This is a genomic window from Balneola sp., assembly GCA_002694685.1.
Taxonomy (GTDB): Bacteria; Bacteroidota; Rhodothermia; order Balneolales; family Balneolaceae; genus Gracilimonas.
This window is the reverse complement of the sequence record NZMW01000001.1, coordinates 490,042-505,949: the sequence shown is the minus strand read 5'-3', so window position 1 is coordinate 505,949 and position 15,908 is coordinate 490,042. Positions and strand designations below refer to the sequence as shown.

Below are 15,908 nucleotides of genomic sequence, written 5' to 3'. Positions count from 1 at the left end.
ATGAGTAAACCCCGCATTTCTATTATAGGTTTGGGAAGAGTGGGAACGGCATTACTTCATGTTTTTAATGAAAAAGGCTACCCGGTTATTTCGGTATACAATCACTCTGAGATTGAAGAAGGTTTTAAAAAACAGTATCCCAATACTTTATTCTCAGTTGGTCAGCCAAAAGACCTGGATAATCTGGGCGACCTCATTTTTATTTCTGTTTCTGATGATGCAATCTCGAGCATTGCAGAAGAGTTAGCAGATCAGTTTCCTAAATTAAGGAGAAAAGTTGTACATCTATCAGGCACTCATTCTTCTCAAATTTTAAACCCGATAAAAAAGAATGGTGCAAATGTAGCTTCATTTCATCCCATGCAGGCAATCACACCGAAAACTAAATCTTTTGAGGGAACCTGGTTTGATATGGAAGGGGATAAAGTATTATTGGAGGAACTGGAAAATATCAGTCACGATCTTAAGGCTAAAACTTTTCGAGTGGATGCTGATGCAAAACCGTTACTTCATGCTTCGGCTGTCGTGGCTTCAAATTATTTAGTGGTTTTGAGTGATATGGTTGCTAAAATATCTGCTGAGGCAAATATCCCGGAAGCTACTGCTCTAAACGCACTCAAGCCGCTTATGGAAAATACAATTGAGAACATCAACACCTTGGGTGTAACAGATGCACTAACCGGACCTATTGCCCGGGGCGATTTAGAAACGGTTAAACAACATCTCAAGAGTTTGGATAGTGCTCCTGAAGTCCTTTCTTTATATAAGACATTGGGAATTGAAGCCGTCAAAATAGCGGAAAGAAAAAGTGGTTCTTCTCAATCATTGCAGGAAATAAAAAAGTTATTGTCTTGAGCTCTAAATCAGCAAATGATTTTTACACTCGTGTTTATGATGTGGTTTCACAAATTCCTTTAGGAAAAGTGACTTCTTATGGAGCTATAGCAGGCTACCTTGGGGTTGAATCAGGAGCCCGAATGGTAGGTTATGCTATGAATAACTACCGTAGCTATAATTTGGAATATGAATTACCTGCGCACCGTGTACTTAATAGATTGGGACAATTAACAGGCCGAGCTCATTTCGAAGGAGATACCATGCGGGAACGCTTGCTTCAAGAAGGCGTAGATTTTAAAGAAGAGTACACCGTTGATATAGAGAAGCATTTTTGGAATCCTTCTGAACATTTAGATTAAAATTATGAAAACATTTTTGGTCTTTGTTTTAATTTTGATGTTTGGAATAACTACTCCCGGAGATAAAATACTGGTTAATGCTACAGCTGACCAAATCGTAGAGAAAATAGCCGAGTTTAAGAATGAGAAACCGGTATTGGTGAATTTTTGGGCTACCTGGTGTGCTCCATGTATCGAAGAATTTCCCTTCTTAATGAAATTGAACAAAGAGTATGAGGGCCAATTCAAGCTTATTTTTGTATCGGGTGATTTTGAAGAAGCGAGAGAAGATGCGGTAGCTTTCCTGAAAAAACAGGGCGTCGATTTTGAGACCTACTTTAAAGTCGGTAAAGACAATGACTTTATTACCACAATTTCTAACGAATGGACAGGTGCACTTCCATTCACCATTGTGTATAATAAGAAAGGCGAAGTTTCAGCTGCATGGGAAGGAAAAGCTGAGTTTGAGACTTTTGAATCAGAATTGTTAAACGTGATAAATGAGGACTAAGCCATGAAAAAATCAAATAAACTGATATTGAGTTTGTCAGCAGTTATGATTTTAGCTGCATTCACACAAATTACTACTGTTGATGTCCTAAAGATTGGCGACAAAGCACCACAAACTAATTTAGAAGTTGAAGACACTTCAGGCCGTACCTTAACACTTGCTGGCGTTGCGGATGATAATGGATTATTGGTGTTGTTTACGTGCAATACTTGTCCTTGGGTGGCTAAATGGGAAGACCGCTATAATGGTTTAGCTGACTTGGCAGGGGTAAATAATATTGGAATGATTGCTTTGAATCCAAATGAAAGGATCCGTGACCGCGGTGAATCGATGGAGGACATGAAGCGGCGGGCACAAAAGCAGGGTTATTCATTTCCATACGCTCTGGATGAAGACCACAAATTGGCGGATGCCTTTGGCGCAACGCGCACACCCGAAATCTTTCTTTTCGATTCTAATATGAAACTCGTTTATCACGGCGCAATTGATGATAATGCCAATGATGCTAGTACTGTTGAAGCTACATACGCTGAGGATGCAATTAGAGAGCTTGTAGCTGGTTCAGGGATCAGTCAGCAAGAAACTAAGTCACTTGGCTGTACCATAAAGCGAACCAAGTAATTTTAGTAAAAAACCCGTAATTTTAAGCCACGCCACAACGTGGCTTTTTTTATTGAATGAAGATGCTACTGAGATAGTATCGCAATATTAGACTATACAATGCCTACTTGGACGCTAAATACTGAATTTAAATTTGATGCCGCTCACTTTATTGATGGTTATGATGGTAAGTGCGGTAGAATGCATGGTCATTCATACCGGGTAAAGATGACTGCAAAATCAAATAAACTGAATCCATCCCAATATCTTGATACCCCTGATATGGTATGTGATTTTAAAGAATTGAAATGGGCTGCAAAAGATTCTGAAAAAGGCGGTTTTGATCATGGCTTTCTTAACGAGTTAATGCCTGAGAATACAACCGCAGAACGAATAGCTGAGTTTATCCATAAAGAAACAAAAGAACGCATTCCGGGAGATATTGAACTCACCGTAACCGTTTGGGAAACAGAAACCAGTTGGGTAGAATACACAGATAAAGATGTTTAAAGTAGATAAAGAAGCAGAATTAGTAACCAGTAACAAAGACTATATGGATGTTGAGTATCCGATAGTTGAGCATTTCTATACTATACAAGGGGAAGGAGCTCATACTGGCCGAGCATCATACTTTATCCGCACAGCCGGTTGTGATGTTAATTGTTGGTGGTGTGATGTGAAAGAAAGCTGGGAAGAAGAAGGGCATCCCAAAATGTCGGTCCGGCAATTAGTTGAAGAGGCAAAAAAAAGCAAAGCACCATTTACCGTTATAACGGGAGGGGAGCCTTTATTACACGATCTTTTGCCTTTAACGTTAGGCTTGAAGTCGGCGGGTCTCAAAGTTCATATAGAAACAAGTGGCTCTTCACCCTTGTCAGGTCAGCTTGACTGGATTACTCTTTCACCTAAAAGATTTAAGAAGCCAACTGAAGAAGTTTTCAACTATGTGGACGAATTAAAAGTAGTTGTTTTAACCAACAAGGATTTGAAATGGGCTGAAAAAAATGCCGAAAAATGTCCTGAAGGCACGGAATTATTACTTCAGCCTGAATGGGAAACTCCCGAGTCCATAGAATTAATTGTGGACTATGTTAAGAAAAACCCGGAATGGGGAATTAGCCTGCAAACGCACAAATTTCTTAAAGTCCCATAATGAGCTTCAAAGATTCCTCTGTTATTATTACCGGTGGCAGTAAAGGTATCGGTCTGTCAATTGCAGAAGTATTTGCTAAAAACACAGAGCGCCATCTTGTATTAATAGCTCGAAGTAAAAATGATTTAAAAGAAGCGAAAGAAATTTGCCTTACAGCTGGTGCAAAAGATGTGACTATTATTTCTGCTGATATTACCAACTCCGAAGAGATATCTAGTATCGACTTTTCCGCTTTTAATCCCGGGATTCTCATTAACAATGCAGGTTCCTTTCTCTATAAGATACTAAGAGATACGAGTCCAGAAGAATTTGAATCTCAATTTCAGGTTAATGCTTTAGGGGCATTTAATTTAACCCAAACACTCTTGCCAGTCCTAACTGCACAGGATAGGGCATTGATTGTAAACATAAGCTCTGTAGGAGCTGTTAAGGGGTTGGGAGGTAGTGGTGCCTATTCAATGAGCAAGCATGCTCTTTTGGGCTATACAAGGTCCCTTAGAAAAGAACTTATGAATACCAATGTTGCTGTTTCAGCCATAAACCTTGGTCAAACATTTTCAACATCCTGGGATGATGTGGATATTGATGAACAAAAATTGATTGATCCTGAAGATGTAGGGAAGGTTATACTGGCTTTATCTGAACTGAGTAAAAGAACCGTAGCCGAGGAAATTACGATGATGCCCCAGGGTGGAGAAGTAAATCCGATGTAATTAAAGAAGACTAACCATCCGAATAGAAAAATCATACGTACCTTAGTAAAGAAAGTGTTTTTTGGTATTTGAGAATGTTTTATCTTTTTCTACAAATATTAAGATTTTTTAATTAAGTTAGATTTGTAACAATTGAAAAAGACAAAACTCTTGTGTCCGAAACAATCAATAAACACTAAATATTTTCTAATTTACTTTGATGCAGTTATTAGTAAAATTAGCATCAGAAATTAAAAAACAGTTTAACAAACAAAACAAACAATACAATAGGAGATCATCATGGGTCAACAACAATTACTTCTCGTAATACTCGTAACAATCATCGTAGGTATCGCGACGGTTGTGGCTATTAACACATTTGGTACTGCTGCAGACCAAGCTAACATTGACGCTGTTCGAAACGATATGGCATCTATGGCTGCTTCTGCTCAGTCTTACTACATGAAACCAACTATGCTTGGTGGTGGTGGTAGAACTTTTACAGGAATTGGATTCCAAAACTTAGCATTCCCAGCTAACGGTATTTCTGCTGACAGTACCGTTGCTCAGAACGAAAATGGATTCTATGAGTTAACAACTGTTAACCCACAATCAATTATTATCACTGCACATCCTGCAAGTTCTGAGGATTACGTGCCAGGTACAGTTGATGCAGACGGAGTTCTTACTGTAGGTACAGATGCTGCTGCTGCAGACCAGTTAACAGGTACAATTACTCCTGATAACTATACTCCAGACAACTAATCCAATTAGTTGAGATAAAATAAAAAAGCCTCAACATTATGTTGGGGCTTTTTTATTTTACCAATATTCATAATTGTAAACGAATATGGGACAGCAACAATTACTTCTCTTGATTGTAACAATGATAATCATAGGTATTGCAACAATAACTGCAATCAATACCTTAGAGAGCAGCCAAGTACAAGCTAATCATGAATCAATCAAACAAAAAATGATTGAAGCGGCCAATTATGCACAATCCTATCATCGGAAAAGTGATATGTTTGGTGGAGGAAATGGGTCATTTGTTTCTATTACTTTAGAAGAACTAAACCTGACTGCTGATCATACATTGGGGCAATTTAGCATATCTGATGAAAGCGCAGAGTCTTTTACTCTAACAGCAATACCGGCTGCAGGAGATGAAATAGATATTGTTGCTACTATTTATAAAGATGACATTCAGATAACTGACGTTCCAAAAGAATAACATATTCTATCAGTTACAGTTATTTGTAAATGAGATTTTTAACTCTTTTCTCTTTCTCAATCACTTCGGTATAAGCTACAAGTAACTTCCTATCTACAATTTCCAGTTCCGGAAAACCAGCCTGCCTTTCACTTGAAATACCTTCTTCTACAATATGTGTTTCTAGTAATTTCCCAGATTTTGTAAAGCTCGCAATTTTTAAATGACCGTTTGGTTTTTCTGCAGACAACCAACTAGCCCATATTTTGTCATCAGATACTTCAACATCAACACGGCCAATAGGTCCTTTAGTGTCCAAGAGTATAGCTTCTGAAAATGTTTTTCCATCATCATTTGAGACTGAAAGTTTGACGGCTGGTTCTTCATTTGCTCCAGTGAACCAAGCGATGGCTACAGTACCATCTTCAGAATCGACAGAAGGACCATTTACAGGGCAGGCAGCGATTTTCCAGTTATCGGAATGAATAGGCTTGGGTTCACTCCAAACACCATCTTTAAATTTAGTGTAATTAATGTCTCTGATCTCCTCGTTTGTCCTGTCACGGTAAACAAGCATATAACCGTCGTTAGTTTTGGTTAAGGATGTACTGCAGCAGTCGCATACGCTATCGTCAATTAGATATTTGTGAAGGATAGAGCCGTTCTTATGAATTACAGCTCCCCTTAGCGTCATTGCTTTTTCAATGTTTGAATACTCATTATGATCTCTATTTTCTGTTTCCCTTCCATCAAGCCAAACAGCAAGAAAGGTGGAATCTGACATTGGGATCATGCTCGCAAAACCGTGCTCAGTGGGTGTTTCGTCCTCATGTGGCTTAATTGGAGAAGCCCAGTCTCCATTTTGGTAAGTACTGATATTTACATCATAAGAGTAAGTGCCTCCAGTTTTCTTATTTAACCAATGGGCAGCAAAGGGAGCTCCGTCTCTTGCAATAATAGAGGGATAATCTGCCCAGTTTAAGAACCAGGTAGAATCTTTGGCAATCACCTTGGGGTCACTCCAAAAAGAATCTTCAAAGGTTGAATACTTGAGCTCTGCCAGATTTCCTTTCTCTTCAACCCAGCTCATGAATACAGTGCCGGATTCATCAATAAAAAGTCGTGGAAGTGAGCTGTTTTCTCCAGCTGGTGACTCAATCTGAGTAAAAGTTGCTACTTCCTTTTCACTGCAACCGATTATAAATAGAAGCGCAACACTAAGAATCTTGTATAATTTCATTTTGATGGGTGTATAGTTTAAGGGCTAAATAGACACCTAAGGTGTGTAGAAATATGGTGATGATAAAGTACCATAAAGGTTCTGTAGAATAGGAATTGAATATTTCAAAACCGCGCCAGAACATTAGCATGATCCAAAAAGTTAAAGCATGGTAAAAGCTATTCTGATCAATTATGGTCAAAATAAGCATAGTCAGTAGCCACGTACTTATTAAAACTGATAAAAGAATAATGACCACCCAGTCAACACCGGGCAAACTTGATACTCCAAAGAATTGGAATTCAATTCTGTGATAAAATGTAATTACAACTCGGGCAAATCCTTCTAAGAAAAGGATGCCTAAAAAGCCTGCTAAAAGAGTTACTACAGATTTCATTGAACGGATTTTTGATAGCGATTGTATGAACTTTGAGGTCACGAACCAAATACTTTAATGACCAATGACCAATGACCAATGACCAATGACCAATGACCAATGACCAAATTCCAAATCTAACATCTCACTACTAAAAACTAACGAATATGCCTGAAGGACCAGAAATTTGGAGAGCTGCAGATAAAATTGGAGAAGCTATATCCGGTAAAGAAATTGAAGACCTTTTTTTTGCGTTTGAGGAGCTTAAGCCTTTTAAAGAAAGTTTGGTTGGGCTAAAGGTAAACTCGGTTACACCCAGAGGTAAGGCCATTATTACGTCTTTTGAGAATAACCTGAATCTTTATTCACACAATCAGCTATATGGTAAATGGATAATTCAGAATCGGGGTAATGTGCCCAAGAATAATCGCTCACTCAGGGTCGCGATCCACACGAAGGATAAATCTGCTTTCTTGTATTCAGCTTCTGAGATTGAAATATTGAAAGATAATGAGGTAGAAGGCCACTCTTATATAGAAAAATTAGGTCCGGATGTTGTTCACCCAAAAACAACATTTGAAGAGGTTTTAGAACGATACAAAAGCGATACTTTCAATAACAGAAAACTCTCAACTTTACTTTTGGATCAGGGTTTTTTGAGCGGAGTTGGGAATTATCTGCGGAGTGAAATTTTATTTGCTTCAAAAGTTGACCCGGAATTCAGGCCAAAAGATTGCACTGAGTCTCAAATAGAAGCTTTAGCGAACAACTCAATCTATTTGTCAAGGCGATCTTATGAGACAGGAGGTTTAACAACTCCTGATGATTTGGTTAAGGTTCTTAAGGAAGAGGGAGCCTCCAGGAGACAATACAGACACTATGTATACGGTCGGGAAGGTAAACCATGTTATAAATGTGGACGGGAAATTCAGGTTATAAAGACGGGTGGGCGTAAAGTTTATTTTTGTGAAACAGAGCAGAAATAACTCCAATAAATAGTTGATTTCAGTATGAAAAATTGCTTCTAAACTTTGTATGTTTGGGCAAGCATAAAACTAAGTCAAAGATCATGAAAAAAGTATTAACTATAGCCCTCGTTTTATTAACATCTTTACCTGTATTAGCCCAAGAAACAGAAGTAGTTCGTCTTTCAGAGCCGATTCAAACTACAGAGAACTACGAAGTTTTTGGAAGTGAAGTAATTGAGTGGAATGAAGCACAATCTTTAGTAAGTATTATCAAGAGTGGCGATGAATTTGAAGGAAAAGAAGTTACACTCGAAACTGAAGTAGCTCAAGTTTGCCAGAAGAAAGGATGTTTTTTTGTAGCTAATCAAGATGGGTATTCTGCTCGCATTACATTTAAAGACTATGGCTTTTTTATTCCCACTGATTCTCAAGGGAAAACGGTCAAATTGGTTGGTACTTTTACTGTTACAGAACTCACAGAAGAGAAGGCTAAACACTATGCTGAAGATGCCGGTGAGGACGCTGAAACAATTACAGGTCCTCAGAAAGAGTATTCAATTGTAGCTACTTCAGTATTGGTTCCAAAATCATAATTTTCAATTACAGACTATAAAATTTATTCATGCCAGAGAACGATTTTTTAAAAGCAGAAGCGACTATTCATTCTACAAAACAGCTCATGGAATCTCCGGAAGTGGAGTCTATAGCAAAAAATGTTATAGAAAAATATAAGATGGAATTTGGTCCTGCAGAGATTGGGTACTTCTTGGTCTATCCAAATTTATCGAAACAAAGAGCTGCGAAATGCATCAAGGCGAACAGAGAAGTAAAGCACTATTCGGGAAATGACTACCTGATTGAGATATCCGGAGAGCTTTGGGATATGCTTGATAATGACACAAAAGAGATGATGCTATATCATGAGCTTTTGCATGTAGATCCTACATTTAAGTCTAAAACTCAGGAATGGAAAATGACAATCAGAAAGCCAGATTTTGCTGACTTTTATACCATTAATGATAAGTTTGGCAATGAGTGGTACAAAACCATTCAGGCGACTGCATCTTCGCTTTATGACTTAGATCCCCGACAGGAGAGTAAGGTAAAGCTGTAGGTGTAAGGTTTTAGGTTCAAGGTGTTAGTTATATAAAATCTAACACCTAAAACCTCGCTACTAAAAACCTAATTAACTTCGTAGCCTTCTTTTTCCAGGATTTTCTTTATTCGACTCACATGATCTCCCTGGATTTCTATCGTTTTTCCTTTGATCGTTCCGCCGGTTCCCAATTGTGTTTTGAGTTTCTTTTCTAAATCTTCAATCACCTGGGGGTTATGTGTGATTCCTCTGATGACAGAAACTTGTTTGCCTCTGCGTCCGGCAGTTTCCATTTTTACGCTTACTTTCATTTTATACTTTAGTTTTTTTCCAATTTCCGCGTCGGAACAATATAAAGCCTATTACACCCAAAAGTGATTCGGCTATTACTATAGAGTAAAAAACGCCTTCTTCGTTCCATTCTAATGTTATTGCAAGAAAATAGGCGAGCGGAATTTCAACCAACCAAAAACATATAAAATTAATAAGGGTAGGGGTTTTGGTATCTCCGGCTCCATTAAAAGCTTGAATGATTACCATTCCAAAAGCATACGCTAGGTATCCGTAGCTCATAATTCTTAGGCATCGGGCACCGATATCTACAATAGCTGGATCGTTTGTAAAAATTTGGACAAGGTTTTCTGCGAAAATCATAAAAACAACGCCCACTGAACCCAGGAAAACCATATTAATGAGAGCGGAAATCCAGGTTGATTTCTCAGCTCTTTCAGGTTGCCCGGCTCCAAGATTTTGTCCCACGAGAGTTGAAGCTGCATTACTCATGCCCCAAGATGGAAGAATAGAGAAGATCAAGATTCTGATGGCAATAGTATATCCTGCAAGTGCAACGCTTCCAAATTCAGCAATAATGCGTACCAAAGCGATCCAGCTGGCTGTGGCAATCAAAAATTGGCTGATTCCTCCAATGGATATACGCACCATTTTTTTCAGGATGTCGGTTTGAATGACAAGGTGCTCTTTCAATATTCTAATTCGACCTTTATCATCTGCAAGTCGGTAAAATTGATAACCAACCCCAATCCCACGGCCAATGGTAGTTGCGATCGCGGCTCCGGCAATTCCTAGTTCAGGGAATGGGCCTAACCCAAAAATCAGTATGGGATCCAGCACAATATTTATTCCATTAGCAATCCATAAAACACGCATTGCGATGGCTGCATCTCCGGCTCCTCGAAATACAGAATTGATTACAAATAGAAACATAATAACGATGTTTCCACCTAGCATAATGGCCGTGTAGGACGATAGCTCTTCTATGATAAGGGCGTTGGCTCCCATAAGGCCAAGAATGCCTTTAGAGAAGAATATGCCAGTGATAGCGATTGGAATAGAAATAACAATACATACGAAAATCGCTTGTACTGCTGCTCTTGAGGCGGCTTCTTTATTCTTTTCGCCAATTCGGCGTGAAATGATAGCGGTTGTAGCCATACTAAAGCCGATGCCGACAGCATAAACGAGGGTTAGTACAGACTCGGTTATTCCAACAGCTGCTACAGCATCTGCACCAAGCTTAGAAACAAAAAAGATATCAACAACAGCGAAGATGGATTCCATGAACATCTCCAATACCATGGGGATGGATAGAATCAATATCGCACGGCCTATGCTGCCTTTAGTGAAGTCGAGTTCTGTTCCTGCTAACGATGCCTTAATATCACCCCATAAAGTGGTAGAAGAAGAGGGAGGGTGATGTTTATCAGTCATATATCAGTTTGGGCGGGAAGAAAGGAAGTTGGAACCATGCACATGCAGGTTCTGAACTTTCCATGCAAGCTTTTCAATTAAAGAAGAAGGAGATTTAAACAAAACTACTGCGTCGGCTGTTCGCTGAGCCATACGGTCAAGTTGGTCTAGATCCTTAAACTCCATAACAACAGGTGCTTTAACCTTCTTTACATTACGAAGGAAGTACTTCTCTTGAGGAGAGGCATATTTAACAATCGATGAACTAAAACCGGTATATACTCCATTGAGCTGTTCCGCATTTCTAAAAACAACCAAAGGGGCATCATCACTTATAGCAGCAAAGCACTCATCAAGATTTTTATAGCTTTCTTCTTCATAGGGAGTAACAATTTCAGCTAAATCAATTTCGACTGCTTCTCCGATTACTTCACGCTTGAGTTCATCAATGGATGCTTCTCTGTTGGTAGTAAAAGCACCTGCATATACAATAAGAGAATGTTGTGAAGAGTCCATGTTTCTAAACTTCTTCATAAACTCTTTGTAGTTCAAACTGTTGTATTCAAACGTGTTGTCTTTGTTCATTGCTGACTGTCTAAATCTTGTTTTTGAATGAGCCTTAAGGTAGGCTTTACATTAATTGTAAGAAAGGTTGAAAATAAAAAAGTCTGCCTAAATGTATAAGCAGACTTTATAAACATCAGAATGGTAATCGTATTTAGTTTGCAGCTTTTCTACGAGTACCTGAAATACCGGAATAAGTAGTTTCTTCGCCAGATGGTGCTGTAATTGAGATCTGAAGAGTTAAATCAGCTGCATCGTTAGATTCATCATCCGTATCTCGAATAGAGAACGAAAACTCTGTAGCTCCGGGACCAGGGAATAATCGGTTTCCTAGTGTGAAGTCAGTGTCACCTGTGACTTCAATACCTTCACCACCTGAGATACTGAACTCGGTGCCAGCTGGCATTGGGTTTCCGTTAACGTCAGTTACAGTGTATGAAAAAGAAGCACCACCGTTAGGACCTAAGTCAAATGTGGTTGGGCTTGCTGAAATAATAGCGTTGGAAGAAGTAAATAATACAATGACTTCCTTCTCAATTTCCTGATTATTGCCATTAATTGTCGTTGCTGTGACAGTAGCGTAGCCATCTCTTCCACCACTTCCAGGTACCGCATCAGAAGGGCGGGGATCACCAGAAATTAAATCTACAGTAAGTTGTCCGTCATTGTCCGTATTTCCTTGTCCTGAACCCTGAATAATTCCACCGGTGGTAGTAAAGTAAACAGCCGTTCCAGGTTTTACAGGGTTCCCAAATTCATCTCCTAAAATAACGGTCAAAGCGTTTCGGTTCCCATTTATTGACCAACCTTCAAAGTTGTAATTGTCTGCAGCAATACTGAAATGATCAAGGTCAGGAAACCCACCATGTATAGTAATGGCAACAGGTCTTGATCGAATAGTTAGTCCAATATCCTCGCGAACTATTTCGGCCTGAATTTGAACTACCCCTGCAAGATTTCCACTGTATAGGTTTGATGTAGCTGTTCCGTTGGCATTTGTAGTAGCAGTTGCAGGAGTGATGCCTTCACCACCGCCAGGTCCTGAAATAATAGAAAATTCTACTTCCTCAGAATTATTCAAATCAAGGCTTCTTCCAGAAGAGTCCTGAACTTGAAAAGTAAAACTTGTATTAACAATTCCTCCGGTCTCAGCGATGTTGATAGTTTCTTCAGTTATCCCTGAAAGTATAATAGCAGCAGCTCCGGCTGATGGACCACTAACGCCACCGCCACCATCATCTCCGCCTCCGTCATCAACTCCACCGTCACTATCGGGTACTAACTCGAAATCGAAATTTGTAATGTTATCGCCAGAAGCGATTTGAAGACTTCTTGATTGTGAAGAGTAATTTGTAGCTGCTGCAGAAATAGAAACATCAGTTAATTCTGAAACCTCAATATTACCAAACGAATATTGACCTACAGAGTCTGATCTCGTAAATCGACTACTTAACTCTTGAGGACTGGTGATTTGAACAGTAGCATTCGAGATAGAGTTGCCGGTCTGAGCATCAGTTACAGCGCCCTGGATCACAACAATTTCATCTTCATTGTTAACACAACCGATTGTTAATAGAATTGCCGTAAACAGAAGTAGAGATATTTTTCGCATAGTTTTTCTTTTTATAGAGAACTAAGTGGATACTAAGTTACAATAAAATTCATGTCAAGTCTGAAATTACTAAAAAGATACTGCATATAGATAGACAGTTCCTATTAGCAAATATTTAGAGAGCTATACTGGTGAAGGCTCTGGTTCGGTTGAAGATTTAGTATTTAAGTCAGGTTCCGGAACATGTTTCCATACCACATAAGCCATAATCAATATCATAATGGTACCCATAAAGGTATTGCTGGCATAACCACTTTCCACATAAAAAGGGCCTGCAACTGAACCACCGATTCCATAGCCTACCTGGCCAATAGCAACTAACAAGCTCATTAAAGAACCCCTGTTATCAGATTTTATAAGCTGAGTTGATAATGCTTGGAATGGACTTATACGCATCGCTATGAGTACCATAGTTAAGAAAAAGATCACGTAAGCTATCCAAAACTCAGTGACTACATAAGTAGTTAATGCCATAACAACGGAAAGCCCAATGCAGGATATGATGATGATTTTCTTTCTGCCGATGCGGTCTGAAATTTTACCGGCTATGGGACCTGTAATTACATTTGCGATTCCTCCAACAAAAAAGAGAGTAGCAATAGCTTTTCCGCTTACTCCAAAAGTATCCTCAAGCCATGTAGGCAGATATACGACATATACTGAAATACTCAAAAACATGACGACGTATGCAAATGCCACTGCTCTGACTTCAGCTCGTTTTAATAACTCGTAATATTTATCTAAAGAACCTTTAAACGTAACTTTACCTTTAGAAAGCTCTACGTTAGGTTGAGGTACTTTAAACAATATGAGAACAAAGGTGAGGGACATTATCACGCCAAATAGAACAAAAGGAATTCTGAACCCGAATAACTCTGCCAATAAAGTACCCATGGGAATTCCTAAAATTTGGCCCATGGCAATACCGCTCATAATCCATCCATTTGCCCATCCTCGCTTTTCATAAGGGAAATAATCTCCAACATAGGCAACAGCTGCTCCACTCAAAACACCGCCAGCCATTCCGGCAAGAGCTCTAACTACAAGAAGTCCAACAAATGTGTCTACAAAAGCGTGCAAGGAAAGGAAAAATGAAATTCCTCCTGTACCGATTAAAAGTATTTTGCGGCGACCAATTTTGTCTGAAAGAGGGCCCATAATTATTGCAAATAGTCCCACCATTACAGCATATACAGTAACTAGATTACCAAGTATTTCTAAGGGGGTTCCAAGCTGTTCGCTTATTCTTGGAAGAATAGGAGAGATGATCATGACCTGACTACTTGCTGCAAATACAAGTAGCCATAAAGCAAAGATGATTATATAGGGGTTGCCGTCTTGTTCTTTTGTCATTCCATAATTTTAAATCAAGATATACTCACTATTTATAAAAAGCAGTAAATATTTTATTATCTGTTTTTTCAAAAAACCCTCAGGAATCAACCTAAAACAAATGTTCTATTGTAGTTTTATATTCTTGAAAATTGATGAAGTATTTTAGCAGGCATTATTCTCATTTCTAAAAAAAAAGTAGTTTATTGTAACATTAATAATTACCAATCATCATTTATAGGCAACCCAATTTAATTTAGGTTTCGTACATTAGTAGGGCAATTACTGGTAAGTATGAGTTTTATCATAATCAAGCTCCAACTTTAAGTTCTGTAAATAGAAGAATAGGATCATGGCACAGTTCAGGCTAAAAGCGGTATCACAAAAAGGAAAAATTGTACAAACTGAATTTGAAGCTGAAAACAAAAAGGAAGCTCAAGTCAAAGTTGATCGACTCTCAAAGACTAACGGATTAAAAATAAAATCTGTTGATGAGAAGAAGATGTTCATGTACAAGGTTCAGCGGCCTGGTAAATCAGTAGTTACTGGAGAACAAGAAGCCTACAGTAAAGAGGAACTTGAAAAAGCATTAGTAAAGCTCGGGTACACGGTTAAAAGCATAAATAAGAAGCTCTTTGATTTTAAGGGCAGTGTACCGCAACAAGAGGTAGTTACATTTATTCGCCTTTCTGCTGACTTACTCAACCAACAGCTTCCCTATGATGAAATTCTGAATCTTCTTTACGAAGACACGCAGAATAAACGAATGAAAGAGGTAATTAAAACCATTCAGAAAGACCTTAAGGATGGTAAGGAAGGTTCGGAAGTGTATGGCAAGCATGAAGATGTATTTGGTAAGTTTGCCGCATACATGCTTAGTGTGGCTTCAACATCGGGTAACATGGCACTGGTTTTTGAAAGTACTGCCAAGTTCATGGAGCGTGATGCTGAATTTAAAAAGAATATGCGACGAGCCTTAATGATGCCGGCAGTTACTGTTCTTGCCGTTATCGGTGTTGTTTTATTCTACGTAGGGTATATTTTCCCCGCTACAGCTGAACTATTCCTGGAAATGGACATTACTCTTCCTCCAATGACAGCCGCAACACTTGATTTAAGTTATTGGCTTAGAGATAATTGGATTATGATACTGCTCTCGTTTATTATTCCGATAGTTACCTTTATCTGGTATATAAAAACCCCTCAGGGGCAGTTAATGAAGGATAAATACATAATTCATATTCCGGTAATCGGAGACCTTTTACACAAAACCAGTATTGAAATTTTTGCTAGGGTATTCTTTACACTATACAGTGGCTCTGGCCAAAATATCGAAGTGATTAAAGTGGCAGCAGAAGCTTGCCGAAATAAGTATATGGAAAAGCAGATTAAAGAAGTTGCTATCCGGAAGATGTTGAAAGATGGTGCGGGTTTAATAGAATCTATGGAAGCAACCGGGGTGTTTACAATAACTGCTATTAGTAGATTTAGGTTAGGTGCCGAATCTGGAGCTTTACGTGAGAACGCTAAACAGCTTGCTGAGTATTATGAAATTCAGACTACATATAAAATGCAGTCTGTTATTGATGTGATCAATTTATTCATAAATATGTTTATAATGGTTGCATTGATTGCGATAACTGTTGTTTCTTCTGAGTCTGCAGTAATTCAGCCGAACAAAGGTGTTTAA

19 protein-coding genes and 1 pseudogene are annotated in these 15,908 nt (G+C 38.7%); 13 read left to right on the top strand and 7 right to left on the bottom strand.

Annotated elements, in window-relative coordinates:
• From CL667_02170 to CL667_02130, 9 genes and pseudogenes are all read left to right on the top strand, one after another.
• The gene (locus CL667_02170; GenBank protein ID MAL16491.1) at positions 1-855 is read left to right on the top strand and encodes a hypothetical protein; all 855 of its coding nucleotides are present in this window, start codon (positions 1-3) and stop codon (positions 853-855) included.
• Positions 852-1,196, top strand: a complete 345-nt coding sequence (locus CL667_02165; GenBank protein MAL16490.1) for a 6-O-methylguanine DNA methyltransferase — start codon at positions 852-854, stop codon at positions 1,194-1,196. The genes CL667_02170 and CL667_02165 overlap by 4 nt, the downstream gene beginning before the upstream one ends.
• Before the next feature lie 4 nt (positions 1,197-1,200).
• Complete coding sequence (locus tag CL667_02160; GenBank protein ID MAL16489.1) at positions 1,201-1,686, top strand: alkyl hydroperoxide reductase; 486 nt, start codon at positions 1,201-1,203, stop codon at positions 1,684-1,686.
• 3 nt (positions 1,687-1,689) lie between these two features.
• The gene (locus CL667_02155; protein MAL16488.1) at positions 1,690-2,307 is read left to right on the top strand and encodes a thioredoxin family protein; all 618 of its coding nucleotides are present in this window, start codon (positions 1,690-1,692) and stop codon (positions 2,305-2,307) included.
• A gap of 99 nt (positions 2,308-2,406) precedes the next feature.
• Positions 2,407-2,796 carry a 6-pyruvoyl tetrahydrobiopterin synthase gene (locus tag CL667_02150; GenBank protein ID MAL16487.1) on the top strand — a complete coding sequence of 130 codons (390 nt, stop codon included), beginning with the start codon at positions 2,407-2,409 and terminating at the stop codon, positions 2,794-2,796.
• Complete coding sequence (locus CL667_02145; protein MAL16486.1) at positions 2,789-3,439, top strand: 7-carboxy-7-deazaguanine synthase QueE; 651 nt, start codon at positions 2,789-2,791, stop codon at positions 3,437-3,439. Before CL667_02150 ends, CL667_02145 begins: the two co-directional genes overlap by 8 nt.
• Entirely contained in the window at positions 3,439-4,152 is a 714-nt protein-coding gene (locus tag CL667_02140; GenBank protein MAL16485.1) for an SDR family oxidoreductase, read from the top strand. Before CL667_02145 ends, CL667_02140 begins: the two co-directional genes overlap by 1 nt.
• 279 nt (positions 4,153-4,431) lie before the next feature.
• Positions 4,432-4,827: pseudogene (locus CL667_02135) on the top strand (hypothetical protein).
• Positions 4,828-4,981: 154 nt separating this feature from the next.
• Positions 4,982-5,365, top strand: a complete 384-nt coding sequence (locus CL667_02130; GenBank protein MAL16484.1) for a hypothetical protein — start codon at positions 4,982-4,984, stop codon at positions 5,363-5,365.
• 19 nt (positions 5,366-5,384) lie between these two features.
• Here CL667_02130 and CL667_02125 read toward each other — a convergent pair whose 3' ends face one another.
• On the bottom strand, positions 5,385-6,584 hold the full coding sequence (locus CL667_02125; GenBank protein ID MAL16483.1) for a hypothetical protein: 1,200 nt from the start codon (positions 6,582-6,584) through the stop codon (positions 5,385-5,387).
• Positions 6,562-6,960 (bottom strand): hypothetical protein, encoded by a 399-nt coding sequence (locus tag CL667_02120; protein ID MAL16482.1) that lies wholly within the window; start codon positions 6,958-6,960, stop codon positions 6,562-6,564. Before CL667_02120 ends, CL667_02125 begins: the two co-directional genes overlap by 23 nt.
• A 146-nt stretch (positions 6,961-7,106) precedes the next feature.
• Between CL667_02120 and CL667_02115 the strand changes: the two genes are divergently transcribed.
• From CL667_02115 to CL667_02105, 3 genes are all read left to right on the top strand, one after another.
• Positions 7,107-7,925, top strand: a complete 819-nt coding sequence (locus CL667_02115; protein ID MAL16481.1) for an endonuclease VIII — start codon at positions 7,107-7,109, stop codon at positions 7,923-7,925.
• 83 nt (positions 7,926-8,008) lie between these two features.
• Positions 8,009-8,500: a DUF4920 domain-containing protein gene (locus tag CL667_02110; protein MAL16480.1), complete on the top strand. Its 492-nt coding sequence runs from the start codon at positions 8,009-8,011 to the stop codon at positions 8,498-8,500.
• A gap of 29 nt (positions 8,501-8,529) precedes the next feature.
• Positions 8,530-9,021: a hypothetical protein gene (locus CL667_02105; GenBank protein MAL16479.1), complete on the top strand. Its 492-nt coding sequence runs from the start codon at positions 8,530-8,532 to the stop codon at positions 9,019-9,021.
• A 68-nt stretch (positions 9,022-9,089) separates the two neighbouring features.
• On the opposite strand, the gene CL667_02100 is transcribed toward CL667_02105, so the two are convergent.
• The 5 genes from CL667_02100 to CL667_02080 all read right to left on the bottom strand — a co-directional run bounded on the left by CL667_02100 (position 9,090) and on the right by CL667_02080 (position 14,239).
• Positions 9,090-9,314, bottom strand: a complete 225-nt coding sequence (locus CL667_02100) for a translation initiation factor (protein ID MAL16478.1) — start codon at positions 9,312-9,314, stop codon at positions 9,090-9,092.
• 1 nt (position 9,315) lies between these two features.
• A complete protein-coding gene (locus tag CL667_02095; GenBank protein ID MAL16477.1) occupies positions 9,316-10,731 on the bottom strand; it encodes an MATE family efflux transporter in 1,416 nt (471 codons plus the stop codon).
• Between the two features lie 3 nt (positions 10,732-10,734).
• A complete protein-coding gene (locus tag CL667_02090; GenBank protein MAL16476.1) occupies positions 10,735-11,295 on the bottom strand; it encodes a hypothetical protein in 561 nt (186 codons plus the stop codon).
• A 133-nt stretch (positions 11,296-11,428) separates the two neighbouring features.
• Positions 11,429-12,886: a hypothetical protein gene (locus CL667_02085; GenBank protein MAL16475.1), complete on the bottom strand. Its 1,458-nt coding sequence runs from the start codon at positions 12,884-12,886 to the stop codon at positions 11,429-11,431.
• 123 nt (positions 12,887-13,009) lie between these two features.
• Complete coding sequence (locus tag CL667_02080) at positions 13,010-14,239, bottom strand: MFS transporter (protein ID MAL16474.1); 1,230 nt, start codon at positions 14,237-14,239, stop codon at positions 13,010-13,012.
• 331 nt (positions 14,240-14,570) lie between these two features.
• Between CL667_02080 and CL667_02075 the strand changes: the two genes are divergently transcribed.
• Positions 14,571-15,908 carry a type II secretion system protein gene (locus tag CL667_02075; GenBank protein ID MAL16473.1) on the top strand — a complete coding sequence of 446 codons (1,338 nt, stop codon included), beginning with the start codon at positions 14,571-14,573 and terminating at the stop codon, positions 15,906-15,908.